The 12,317-nt window shown below is 66.2% G+C and carries 8 protein-coding genes; 1 reads left to right on the top strand and 7 read right to left on the bottom strand.

The genetic code is table 11. The features are described from left to right. Positions 1-1,392 (top strand): DUF6880 family protein (locus O9280_RS16250; protein ID WP_298345206.1); only part of this gene is annotated, 1,392 nt, incomplete at its 5' end. On the opposite strand, the gene O9280_RS16255 is transcribed toward O9280_RS16250, so the two are convergent. The 7 genes from O9280_RS16255 to O9280_RS16285 form a co-directional block, all read right to left on the bottom strand. Then, positions 1,389-2,336, bottom strand: coding sequence for a tyrosine-type recombinase/integrase (locus O9280_RS16255; protein WP_298345210.1), 948 nt, complete (start codon positions 2,334-2,336; stop codon positions 1,389-1,391). The genes O9280_RS16250 and O9280_RS16255 overlap by 4 nt on opposite strands. After that, the gene (locus O9280_RS16260) at positions 2,326-3,546 is read right to left on the bottom strand and encodes a hypothetical protein (RefSeq protein WP_298345216.1); all 1,221 of its coding nucleotides are present in this window, start codon (positions 3,544-3,546) and stop codon (positions 2,326-2,328) included. The genes O9280_RS16255 and O9280_RS16260 overlap by 11 nt, the downstream gene beginning before the upstream one ends. 286 nt (positions 3,547-3,832) lie before the next feature. Beyond that, positions 3,833-4,735 carry an OST-HTH/LOTUS domain-containing protein gene (locus O9280_RS16265; RefSeq protein ID WP_298345222.1) on the bottom strand — a complete coding sequence of 301 codons (903 nt, stop codon included), beginning with the start codon at positions 4,733-4,735 and terminating at the stop codon, positions 3,833-3,835. A gap of 27 nt (positions 4,736-4,762) precedes the next feature. Then, positions 4,763-5,650 carry an HNH endonuclease signature motif containing protein gene (locus tag O9280_RS16270; protein WP_298345225.1) on the bottom strand — a complete coding sequence of 296 codons (888 nt, stop codon included), beginning with the start codon at positions 5,648-5,650 and terminating at the stop codon, positions 4,763-4,765. A gap of 20 nt (positions 5,651-5,670) precedes the next feature. Then, the gene (locus O9280_RS16275) at positions 5,671-6,303 is read right to left on the bottom strand and encodes a hypothetical protein (RefSeq protein WP_298345228.1); all 633 of its coding nucleotides are present in this window, start codon (positions 6,301-6,303) and stop codon (positions 5,671-5,673) included. A gap of 20 nt (positions 6,304-6,323) precedes the next feature. Next, positions 6,324-9,194 (bottom strand): site-specific DNA-methyltransferase, encoded by a 2,871-nt coding sequence (locus tag O9280_RS16280; RefSeq protein ID WP_298345231.1) that lies wholly within the window; start codon positions 9,192-9,194, stop codon positions 6,324-6,326. 10 nt (positions 9,195-9,204) lie between these two features. Beyond that, positions 9,205-12,306, bottom strand: coding sequence for a DEAD/DEAH box helicase family protein (locus O9280_RS16285; RefSeq protein WP_298345234.1), 3,102 nt, complete (start codon positions 12,304-12,306; stop codon positions 9,205-9,207). Positions 12,307-12,317: the final 11 nt, after the last annotated feature.

Raw genomic sequence — 12,317 nt, forward strand, 5'->3', positions numbered from 1 at the left:
GGTCACTCAGGACACCGCCCCGGTGTCCGCGATCACGGCGGAACGGTGTCCGCCATCAGCGTGGAACGCTGTCCGCCATCACGGCGGAATGCTGTCCGCCATCACGGCGGAACGGTGTCCGCGATCGGGCGGAATACGCACACTCGGTTCTTCGGCTACCGGGAAGCGGCGGCGTTCGGCCGGGAGCTCGAAGACTGGCTGGACCAGGTCGCGCGGGAGCTGCTGCCCCATCATCCGCCCGCGGCCGTCGAGCTCTTCGAGGACTTCATCGAGGCTGACGCCACCTGGTTCGGGCGCGCCGACGACTCTGGAGGCGCCATCGGCGACGCCGTGCGCGCCGCGTGCCAGCACTGGCTGCAGGCCGCGGCCGCCTGCGAGATGCCGGCCGACGCCTGGCCCGGTCGCCTGCTCAAGCTCTACGAGGGGGACGAGTACGGCGCGCGCGAGCATCTGCTGCGGCACGCGCACCTTCTGCTTGACGAGCCTGCACAGCGCCGGCTCGTCGCCGAACTCGAGTACCGTCTGGAGCAGGCGCAGTCCCGAGCGTCCATGACCGACCGCATGCCCTACGCGGTGGCGCGCGCCTCGGCCGCGCTGACGCTGCTGTCGGAATCACTGCGCGACCCCGACATCCTCGTGCGTGCCACCCAACGGCTCTCGCCCGACCCCAATCCGGTCCAGCGGCAAGGATTCGTCCGCGCCTACATGGATGCCGACCGGCTGGCCGACGCGCTCGTGTGGCTGCAGCAGCCCTGGGGCCATTTCGAAGGCAGCCGGCAAAGCCTGCTGGCGGAGGTCCTCGAGCGGCTCGGACGCTTCGAAGAGAGCCTGCCGATCCGGCGGCGAGCGTTCGAGGACTCTCTGTCGGTGCATGATCTGGAGCGCTGGCTCGAGCATCTTTCGGAGACGGACCGCCCCCAGGCCAGGGAGCTCGCCCGGCGACTGGCGCTGGCGCATGACGAGCCGACGGCTGCGGCCAAGCTGCTGCTGCACCTGGGCGAGGTCGAGGCGGCGGAGACCCGGCTGCTGGCCGGCGCAGCTCACGTCGATGGTCGCAACTATGACAGTCTGGTTCCGCTGGCCAAGTCCCTGCGCGCGCACGACTGCCCGCGCGCCGAAACCGCGGTGTACCGTGCCCTGCTCCACGGCATCCTGGATCGCGCCAATGCGCGCGCCTACGGGCATGCCGCCCGGTACTGGTCCCGGCTCGGCGAGATTGCCGCGAGCGGCATCGCGTTGCAGCCGTTGACACCGCACGAGGCCTTCGTTGCCGAGATCCGCACCCGCCACGCCCGCAAGACATCGTTCTGGGCTCATGTGAACGGTGCGCGTCGCGAACAGCCCCAGCCGGCGGATTTCGCCGACGATGACGACGGGGACGCGCTTGTCTAGAACGAGACGCGCTCGACTTCTTCGACGGTCAGCAGGCCCTGGCGCCGGTCGTACAGGCCGGTCGTGCGGGCCGACTCGTGGTTGGCCATCTGCTGTGCGATCTCCAGGCGCCCCCCGTTGCGCAGGTACTCGGTGATGCCGGTGGCGCGGAAACTGTGGCAACCGATGCGCGTGCGAATGCCGGCCGCCTCGGCTCTGCGGCCGATCATGCGGAAGACATCGCCCTGCCCCATGGGGTTGCCCGACAACCGCCCCGACCGACCAGCCACGGTCTGGAAGAGCCAGGTCTTGCCCGCCTCCATCTGCGCCCCCTCGATGTAGGCCTGCAGCCAGGCCTCGAGGTTGTGGTGGCACGGCATCTCGTGTTCCTTGCCCCCCTTCTCGTGCAACCGAACCCAGGTTCTGCGCGCCTGGACGTAGACATCCTCCATGCGCATCTGGATCGCCGCGCCGACGCGCGCGAAGGTGTAGACCATCAGGCCGATGAGGGCGCGGTCCCGTAGCCCGATGACGGTGCTGGTGTCGATGGCGTCGATCAACGCCCGGGCCTCTTCGGCCGACAGCACAGGCGTCTTGCCCTTCTTCACCGAGTGCCTGGGCCCGCGCACCGAACTGGCCGGGTTCATCGGCATGACCTGGCCGATGACGAGCCAGTCGAAGAGCATGCGCAGCGCGGCCAGGCGCTGCTTCACGGAGGGGGCAGCGAGCTGCAGGCCCTCGATGTAGGCCGCCACGTGCAGGGGCTGGACCTGGCGCACGTCTTTCAGGCCATGCCGATCGCACCAGGTCGAGAAGTCGGCTACCCCGCGCGCGTAGGCCTTGCGCGTGTTCGGGTTGCGGATGTTGACAGCGAAGAACTCGAAGGTGCGCCGAGCCGCTAGGGCATCGGACGCGAAGACTGCGGGGACCTGGCCCGCGCTCGCGAGAACCAGTTCAGTGTTCATCGGCCGCCGAGCCGCAGACCTGCGCGCCGTCCTGACCGGCTTCCACGATCTGGAGGTTAGGGCCTTTCATCTTGGTCAACACACGGCCATCTGCCAAGTGGATCAAGTGTTTCGCGCCGAACACCTCGACTCTGCAGCCCTCTGCCTCGTGATCGACCCGCTTCCTAGAGGTCGTAGGACCGACCCACTCGACCCAGCGCACGAAGCAGCTCTCGATGAGGCGATCAGGCTCCTTGGGCTTGGGCGCTGGGCACGGCTTCAGCAACTGCGAGTGGCGCTCTGCGTTGCGCTCACGCCATGGTGCGAAGTCCGGGTCGCGCCTGGCAATCTCGACCAAAGACCCGAGCAATTCGAACATCCTCGTACACGGCATCGAGGGATCCAAGGGAGCATCCAGCCCGTCACTGGGCACCCAAGTCGGCCATTGGCGAAGGTGATGCTTGGTGTCAGCACTCACCTGCGCAAGCGTCATACGCCGCCTGACGAAAGCGAGGGCGAACGCTCCATCTTCTTCGGCCAGCGCGCGCAGCCGGGCGAGACCGGCCAGGTGCTCTGCCTCTCGCTTCGTCTTCTCGTTCTGGTTCCGAGCGGCCTCGGCGTCGCTACGGGCTTGCTCGGCTGCGCGCTGATGCTGGTCGGCAATCACATCGGCCTTGGCCAAGGTGCATGCCTCCCGCAGTTGGGCCTCCACCGCTGCCAGGCCCGCCCAAGGCAAGGCCTCTACCTTCTCGAAGGACGCGAGGATGTTCTCCTTCACGAACCACATCGGCAGGCACCAGGGGCCATCGTCTTGCTGCTTCAACAGCGACGCCGGCACCATCTTCTGCCGCACCAGGGTGCGCTGCGGCTTGCCTGGCGCGTCTACAGTGACTTGCAGCTTGACCGAACGGCTCTTCTCCGTCTTGCCTTCGGCCACGCTTGTGACGGCGACGCGCGCGTCTCGATCCCCCGTCACCAAAGTTCGGACGAAGTCCAGAACGCGTCCCATGGCTGCGTCGCAGGCGGCTTCGGTTTCACGGCCGTAGGGCTGCAAAAGTGGAGCACCCTCTGCAAGCCAGCGAGAGAGCGGGATCCACAGCGGTCCGCCAGGGGTCGTGACCAGCACGGCGGCCGGCCTGGCCTCGACAACGGGCCACTCGACGACTTGAGGACGCGACGCCAGGCCGAGACGGATCTCGAGCTTGTTGGGCGGTGTTGCATGCCAGGACATTGGTCACTCCGCTGTGGGGCTGTGGTTGCGGATCCACCTGGCCCGCTGCAGGCAGACGGCAAAGCATCCGACCGCGACGATCCAAGCCTGCGACTTGGCGAGAGGAGCCCTCACCTGCTCGGCCAGCTCGTCGGCTTCGGCGGCGTTACGGTCTAGGAGCGCACCAGGATTCGTACATGAATGATAACGTCCTTTATCAAACACAATAAGAAGCGCCGCAAGGCGAAATCTCGGCGGTCACAGCCGCTCGGTGTTGAGAGCGATCGACTGTCCGTTCTGTCGATCGTCAGGCTCCAGGCAAAGCGGCATCAGGCGCCACGAGCTGTCCCCCCTGAATCTGCAGCTCGAACCGCGGATTGATGCGATAGACCGTCCGCGTTCCGCCCCCGGGTGTCGGCTCTTCCTCGATGTCGAAGAGCTCCGTCGCCTGCAACAGCTTCTTCAGGGTCCGGTGACCATACAGCTCCAGCATGTTCTCCAGCTCCCGCGGCTCCCGCTGCCGAAGGATGTGCCCAGCGGAAGCGAGCACGGTCCAGCCATCCGCCCGAGGTGTCCGGAGAGCGATCTCGCCAAGCAGCAGCACGAGTCGGCTGTGCCGCAGCCAATGCAGCTCGAACTGACGAGCACCCTCAGGTGACGATATGAACTCCGCGTGGGCCTTTGCCGCCTCCTGAAGCGAGTTCACGAAACCCTGCAGGCGATCGCGCATCGGCAGTGCCTGGGCACGCTGCTGGTCGAGATACTCCAGCGCCGCACGCGTGCTGTCTTCGAACGCGGGTGACCAGCGCGGCAGGAAGTGATGGATCAGATCGTTCCGGGCATCCACGACGGCCTTCATCTCGGCTGCATGCTGCTCGACGAAGGCGCTGTCCGTATGGATAGTGAACCCGAACGAGAACCAGGCCTGGTCGACGCTCTCGGGCGCTTCGCGTTCCCCGGCGTCGGCCAGCACGTCGTCGACGAACTGCCCCGCCAGCTGCCCCAGCGTCTGCTTGTGGATCTTGGCCCGCCGTGCTTCGAGGTTGGTCTGCATCGAACGGACCGTGCCTTCAAGCCGGGCGCTGGTCATCAGCTGCTTGAGCAGGTGCTCGATGTGCTGGAACAGAAGCAGGTTCCTGCCGATGCGGCGCAAGACATCATCGATCTCGGGGGTGCGATGCGGCTCCCCGGGCGTGGAGGTGCCGGTCACCTTCGGACCTCGGCGTTCATGGTGCCGTCATGACTCCAGCGGACGGTCGTGGAACTTCGCGTACTCGCCGGCCCGTGCGCTCTCGGCCAGCCAGAACTTGCCGTCGCGGAGTTCGGCCAGCCCCCGGTCCAGAAGCCGGTGCAGGTCGGTACGGATCAGGACACCGTCGTCGGCCGCGTTGTCGTGCCGCCAGTTCTTCCCCGGAAGGTGCGCCGCGTCCAGCAAGGCCTTCACCTCCGTGCCGGAGACTACGCAACGCCATTGGCAGCGGTTGCCCACCAGCATCCGGAACGCCTGCTGTCGCATGCGCACCTCCAGCTCGGCCGTGATCTTCTTCGACCCCGGTGCGACCTTGGGGTCGTCGCTCAGGCCGCAGATGGACGAGAGCGACAACTCCAGGCTTGTGACGGCGGTGACGCAGTCGGCGTCGGGGCCACCTCGTGTGTCCTCGAACCACAGCGTCGGCGTCTTCGTGTTCCTTGCCCGCTTGCGCCACTGCGCGATCTGCTGTCGATAGGCATCGGCCACATCGTCCACGGCCAGCGCCACGTAGTTCGTGATCCGCGAGTCGACCATGTGCACCAGCAGCGCGTGCGTCGCGCCCCTGGCCTTCGCCCTGGCCACGCGACCGGCCACGTAGTCGGTGAAGTGCGAGTCCGGCAGCTTGGCCGGCTCCGGCACGCTGAACAGCCCGAACTGGATGGCCGAATAGTTGCGCGAGTCGGTCCATCCCTGCTTCAGCCAGAACCGGACCTTCGACCCGTCCGACGCCCTGGCGTCGACGAACTTCATGCCACCGGTGCGTACCGTCGTCACGCCGGCAAAGCCCTTCTGCTCCAGCAGCTCCGGAAGCATCGCCAGCAGCAGTTCCTCGTTCTCGTACGACTTCGGACTTCTGGCCTGGTCTTTCGACATCGAACCTCTCCGGATGCGGCTCAGCGCCGGTTCCTGGCTTCCCGGAGTGCGGCGGCGATGTCCGTTCGGCCATTCCGTTCGGCATAGCCACCGAGATCCTCTCCCTCGGGCGTTCGGGCATCGGCGGATGCCCCCTGCTCGATCAGCCCCTGCACTGCCGTCAGGTCGCCGCGGCGCACAGCGTTGTAGAGGAGCGTGGTTGCCCGCGCCGCGCGCTTCTCACTGGCGGCCCGCTGACGCTCTGCCTCCAGGCGGGCGGTAGCTGCTCGACCCTCAGCTCGCGCAGCCTTGGCCTCAAGGACCTCGGCGAGTGTTCGGGCGCCGTTAGCGTAATAGTCGTAGCTGCGGGTGCGGGCGAGAACCCAGTCGATCGTTGCTTCGTCCTCACCAGGAGACAGGGGCAGCAACTGGCACAGCGCGGTGACGCTTCCCAGTCCCCTGACCGTGTCCTCATAGACGGCGAGCGCCTTGATGAACGCCGTTCGTTCGGCCTTCGTCATTGCGTCGACGGCGCTCCGCCCTTCGCCACGGAGCGAGGACGCGAGCCGGAGCACCTGGGCATGATTGCCAGCGCCTGGAAGCGATGCCACCGAAGCGAAGTCCTCCGCCAGGCCTGCCGCCAGCAGCTGTCCAACGAGTGCGGTTACCGGCATGTCGCGGATTTAGGCCCGATTCAGACGCCGAACACCTTCATCACCTCGTCGCCCAGGTGATTGATCACCTTCACCGCGATGCGCCCGGTCTTCGGCTTCTCGAACGCGCGGGACACGTCGCTGTTGAGCGTGGCCCAGGCCTCGGCGTCGATCTCGGCCTTCAGCGTCGTCTTCAGCGCCTTGTAGGGGTCGGACGCGCCCAGGAAGTAGGCCTGGCGGACGAAAAAGCTCTCTTCGTTGTATTCGGTGTCAATCATCCACAGCGCGATGCTGTCCGTGCCGCCGCTCTCGATTTCGCCCGTCTGCGGGCGGAACACGTCCACGCCCTTAACACGCACGCGCACCTTGCCCTCGGCCTGCGGTTCGATGCGGATGTCGGGCTCGCCGAATACCACGAACAGGTTGCCGGCGCCGGTGTTCTTCAGCTCCCCCGCCATGTGCAGGTCGGGGTTCATGCGGGCCTTGAGCACCGGCACGCGACCCAGCTTCTCGAACTCGGCGGCGTGCGCCTCGTAGTTGAACGCGCAGGCGATCAGCACGTCGAAGCCGGCGTCGGCCGCTTCGCGGGCGGCGCCCACCAGGTCAGGCCGCGAGACGGTGCCGAACTCGGGGCCGATGAAGATGGCGGCACGGCGCTCCTTCTCGCCCTCCATGTAGCGCCCTTCGGCGCAGACGTACTCACCCGGCCAGCCGACGATGCTGGTGAAGCTGATGCGGTCGGCCTTGTGCGCCTGCTGCACGCCGGCCGCCTTCAAGTTCTCCAGCATCACGGACGCGAAGTCGGCCTTGGCCTCGTACTCGGCCTTGGGCTGGCGCACGCCGTCGATCAGCCCATCGTCGATGTCCATGGCCAGCGTGCGGTGCGGGCTCAGCGAGTCCACCGTGAACGGGCCGGCCACGCGCACGCGCTTCTTGTCCTCGTAGGGCTTGTCGTACAGGTACTCGCTCTCGGCCTTGGCCGCGATCGAGGCGTCGATCTCGCGCTGCCGCTCGATACGGGCGGCCCACCAGTCGGCGTGCAGCTTCTTCGCCTTGTCGTTCCACTTGGTGTCTGGCTCGCGCGGAATCTGCCAGTCCTGCCAGTCCTTCTCGAGGGCGGCGTTCAGCGCCTCGCGCAGTGGCTCCAGCTTCTTCTGCCACGTGTCCCAGATCACGTCGATCTCGGCGTTGTTGGCGATGCTCTTCAGCGTGACGTGAGGCACTCGCTCGTAAACGAAGCCTTGCCGGATGTTGCCGCGCGTGGGCAGGCTGCTCGGCACGCCACGTGTGACCTCGGCCTCCTTCAACTGGCCTTCGGGGCTGTCGGCGAGCAGGTAGTACGGGTAGCGGGCGCCCATGATGCGAGCGCGCGCGAGCGCGAGAGCAACGCGCGAGGTGTCGATGGTGATCCAGCGGCGGCCCCATTGCTCGGCGACGTAGGCCGTCGTGCCCGAGCCGCAGGTCGGATCGAGCACGAGGTCGCCAGGGTCTGTTGCCATGAGCATGCATCGCTGGATTGCCGTAGTCGGCGTTTGGACGACGTACACCTTTGGGTCCAGCCGGCTCTGTATGCCACCGATGTCGGACCACGAGTTGTTCAGCGTGGCTGCGCCGAAGTCGTCGAGGTACCGGACGTAGGCAAGGCTGTTCCCAGTAAGTTCCACGCGATCTGCGTAGAGGAGCCGTTGCATGCCGGTCTCGTTCGTCTTCCAGCGGACCTTGATCGATGGGCGAACTTCTTGGCCGGCGATCTGCACGGGGAACCATGAGGCGGCACCTTCACCTTTGTCTCGGCCGACGCTCTGACTCGTGAGGTTGTCTTGCCGATAGGCTCGTGCGCCGGCTTGAAGCTCGCTTGTGCCAGTTCGCTCGTCGACCGACATGGATCGCCGAGTCAGATCGGATTGGCGCACTCGCGTGTACTTCTCGGCTCCTTCCTCTCCTACGGCCTTGGTAGAGAAGAGCGGCCGGTACTTGAGGTGCTCATGGCTCTTGCAGTACCAAAGCACGTGGTCCTGAACCCCCGCGAGATAGACACCAGTCGAGCCGCCAGAGGTCTTGGTCGCAATCTGAGCGACGCAGTTCTCGTCGCCGAAAACCTCGTCCATCAATACGCGGACTCGATGGACGTTCTCATCGCCGATTTGAACGAAGACTGAGCCACTCTCGGTCAGCAGGTCGCGTGCCACTGTCAAGCGGTCGCGAAGGTAAGTCAAGTACGAATTGATGCCATCGCGCCAGGTGTCGCGGAATGCTTTCACCTGCTCCGGCTCTCGGCTAATGTGGTCCCGATTGCCGTCCTTCACGTCACGGCTGGTCGTGCTCCACTGGAAGTTCGAATTGAATTTGATCCCGTAGGGCGGGTCGATGTAGACGCACTGCACCTTGCCCCGCAGACCCTCGCGCTCCGCCAGGCTCGCCATCACCTGCAGGCTGTCGCCCAGGATCATGCGGTTGGTCCAGTTCTGGTCGTGGGCATAGAAGTCGGTCTTGTCGGCGCCGGCTGGGATGCCGTTGAAGTCGCCGAACATGTCGACCGTGCCGCCAGCGGCGGCCTCGGCCGCCTCGCGCCGCTCGCGGCTCTGCCGCAGCAGGTCGTCGATCAGCACCTTGGGGTGCACCTTCTCCTGGATATAGAGCGGCGGGGCGTTGACGACGAGGTCCGTCCAGTCCTGCGCATCCTTGCCGCGCCAGACCAGCTGCGGGTCCAGGTCGTGGTTGCGCGTTTCCTTCTCGGTCTTCAGGTGATCGGCGTTCGACGTGGTGCGCGAATAGGTCACCTGCACGGGTTTGCGTGCCTCGTCCGCCATGAGGCTCTGGTACTCGGCCGTCGGGATGTTCTTGCGCTTGTCGTCGGCGTGCTTCAGCGCATCGACGCCGACGAAAGTGGTTCCGGATTTCTTGGTGGCCATGTCGGGTCCGTCAGGCAGTCACGGGCGCGGTGCTCGTCGTCACGAGGCCCTGGATCAGTTTGTCGAAGTCGGCTTCGAGCTCATGCGCCGAGCGGAACTCGGCGAAGGCCCACCGGCCGTAGGTGCCCAGGGCGTTCACCCCCGGCACCCACTGCGTGACCATCGTCTCGGCCTTGACCACCGCGTCTTCGCCGCGGAAGCCCTTGATCTCGACGACCAGGTTCAGCGGGTTGTCGTGGCCGTCGTCGATGCGGACGATGAAGTCAGGCCGGTAGTGCCGCTGCGTGCCGCCCAGGCGGTAGGGCACCTCGAAGCCCAGGCTGTGGTTCTTCACGTAGGCCCGCACGCGCGGGTGCTGCTCGGCCACGCGGCAGAACTCGGCTTCCCAATCGCTGTCGAACACGACCCAGTTCACATGGCTCTTCGGAGGCGGGCCCTGCGTGGCCCACAGGCTCTGCTTCGCGGTCGTGAAGTTCACGTGCCGCGTGCTGCCAGAGGGGTTGTACGGGTCGAGCACCACGCGCACGGCGTTCGATCCCGCCAGCGTGGCACTGATGGCTGCATGGATGCGCTCGCAGGCCATGTCGGTGATTTCCTGGTGCATCACCTGGGCCTTCCAGGTGCCGCCGGCGCACTTCAGGTGGTCGCGCACCCATTCCTGGGCGATGCCCTTGAGCTGGCCGAAGAGGTGCAGCTTCGGGTCCTCGCCCGGGTCGCGGTACTTGCGGTACAGCAGATGCTTGGCCAGGTGGAAGGCGATCGAGTTGTCGCGCGTGTCTTCGAGGTGCTGCACCGTCAGGTTCACGCCTTCGCCCACGATGCCCAGGTTCTGGGTGTTGGACGGGCCCACCAGGTCGGGCGTCAGGGTGAGGCCCGAGTTCGCGCTGAAGGTGGCCTCCAGGCGCTCGGCGGGCAGCTCGACGCGGTAGCCGTCCACCCGCGGGAAGCGGATCTCCAGCGCGTCGCGCTCGGGGCTGATGGCGTGCACGCGGGTGGTCTTCACCGGCGGCTTGGGCGGGACGACCACCGGCTTGGCCGCGAAATCGAACGGGATGCCCAGCACGTCGGCGTACTCCACGTCGAACTTGTCGTCGGCGTTCAGCGTGTAGCTCTGGCGGCGCAGCGCGCGGCCCACCACCTGCTCGCACAGCAGCTGCGTGCCGAAGGCCCGGACGCCGAGCACGTGCGTCACGGTATTGGCGTCCCAGCCTTCGGTGAGCATGGAGACGCTCACCACGCAGCGGATGCCTTCGCCCAGCTTGCCGGGCTTGCCCACGGTGTTCATCACCTCGCGCAGCAGGTCGGCGTCGGTGAGCTTGTCGGCCGCGGCGCGGTCGCCGGTGCGTTCCATGATCTCGCGGCGGAAGCGCTCGATGGTGTCGGCCTCGATGTCGCGGAAGCCGGGGTCGAGGGCTTCGCCCGATTCCAGCTGCTCGCTGTCGATCAGCAGGGTGCGCGGGCGGGCGAGCTTCTGGCCGTGCTGGTCGTAGTTGCGGAAGAGCTTGAGGCGGCCATTCTCCAGCGTGCGGGTCTCGGTCTTCTCGCCGTTCGCACCGGTGTGCTCGATGGTGCGCTCGAAGCCGGAGATGTAGTCGTAGACGAGCTTCGACGTGGCCGTGTTGTTGCACACGACAATAAAGACGGGTGGCACCTCGATGCCCTGGGCATGCCAGCTTTCGAAGATCTTGGCGTAGTGGCCGTAGAGCGCTTCGAGCGCGGTGTACAGCTCGGTCGGCAGGGCCAGCGGGTCCAGCTTGCCGGCCGTGCGCACGCCCTTCTTGGGCATACGCTTGCCGATGTGGTCCCACAGGTTGCGGAACTTCGGTACGTCGGCGCCGGTGATGTTGTCAGACACCGGCACGCGCGGCAGCTTGACGATGCCGCACTCGATGGCGTCCATCAGCGAGAAGTCGCACATGGTCCACGGGAACAGCGTGCCCTCGGCATAGCCCGAGCCGCGCAGGAAGAACGGCGTGGCCGAGAGGTCGAACACCACCGGCACGCCGAGCTTGCGCTTCACGGCCTCGATGCCGCTGATCCACAGGCGGGCCGCTTCGTTGTTCTTCTTCGCCTCGTCCTTCTCGTCGCCCTTCAGGTCGTCGATGTCGGCCTCGGCTTCCTTCGGCTTGGCGCGGTAGCAGTGGTGCGCCTCGTCGTTGATGACGAGCACGTTCTTGATGCCCATGAGCTCGGGCATCACGCGCTTGATCATCTCGCCTTCGGTTTCCAGGGTCTGCAGCGGGGCGCCGCGGCCCTGCAGCAACGCCCGGCCGGCGGCAGTGACTTCCAGCGTCTCGCGCAGCTTGAAGGCGTGGTAATTGGTTATGACGATGACGGCACGCTTGATGTCACCCAGCATGTCGCTGGGCACGATCTCGCGGGTGACGTAGTAGCTTTCCGGGTCCTGCGGCAGCAGCACGCGCAGGCGATCCTTGATGGTCAGCCCGGGTGCGACGATCAGGAAGCCGCGTGTGAACTGCCTGCTGCCTGGGTGGCGTACCGCGTTGATGGTCTGCCAGGCGATGAGCATGGCCATTACGGTGGTCTTGCCCGCACCCGTGGCCAGCTTCAGCGCGATGCGGAACAGGTCCGGGTTGGACATCGCGTTCGCGCCCGCCAGGTGGTCGCGGAACTTCTTGCCGGCCGCACCCAGCTTGGGCGCGACTTCGGTCAGCCAAATGGCGGTCTCGACCGCCTCGATCTGGCAGAAGAAAGGCCGCTGGTTCTGGAAGGTGTGCTGCCGCCAGTGCTGCAGCAGGCGGGCGGTCTCGGGCGTGACCTGCCACTGCGACGCGTTGGGCAGTGCGCGCCACGTGTCGACGTAGCCGCGCAGCTCGTTGATGATGGGAGTCGGGTCGTACTTCTGCTCGGCGGTGCTGAGACCTTCGTCATCGGCAGTCAGATCCAGCGCAACCTGAACGGTCGGGCCGTTGGGCGCCTTGCGCTTCTTCGCCTTGGGGACGGGTGTTATCAGGTCCGAGCGCCGGCGGGACTCGATCAGCTTGTTCGTGGGTTGACCGTCGGCATCCAGTTCCCAGTGCCTGCCGGGGTATGCGTACGGCGAATTGAGGATTGGATGTTCGAAGAATGTCAGCGGCAGGTCCTTCGACATGTGCTTCCCCT

This window comes from Silanimonas sp., from assembly GCF_027531545.1.
In the GTDB taxonomy this organism is placed as follows: domain Bacteria; phylum Pseudomonadota; class Gammaproteobacteria; order Xanthomonadales; family Xanthomonadaceae; genus Silanimonas.

What these genes read in the sequence shown, in the direction of transcription:
- O9280_RS16255 (WP_298345210.1), bottom strand. Translation starts at nt 2,336, where the DNA reads ATGAACACTGAACTGGTTCTCGCGAGCGCGGGCCAGGTCCCCGCAGTC.
- O9280_RS16260 (WP_298345216.1), bottom strand. Translation starts at nt 3,546, where the DNA reads ATGTCCTGGCATGCAACACCGCCCAACAAGCTCGAGATCCGTCTCGGC.
- O9280_RS16270 (WP_298345225.1), bottom strand. Translation starts at nt 5,650, where the DNA reads ATGTCGAAAGACCAGGCCAGAAGTCCGAAGTCGTACGAGAACGAGGAA.
- O9280_RS16275 (WP_298345228.1), bottom strand. Translation starts at nt 6,303, where the DNA reads ATGCCGGTAACCGCACTCGTTGGACAGCTGCTGGCGGCAGGCCTGGCG.
- O9280_RS16280 (WP_298345231.1), bottom strand. Translation starts at nt 9,194, where the DNA reads ATGGCCACCAAGAAATCCGGAACCACTTTCGTCGGCGTCGATGCGCTG.
- O9280_RS16285 (WP_298345234.1), bottom strand. Translation starts at nt 12,306, where the DNA reads ATGTCGAAGGACCTGCCGCTGACATTCTTCGAACATCCAATCCTCAAT.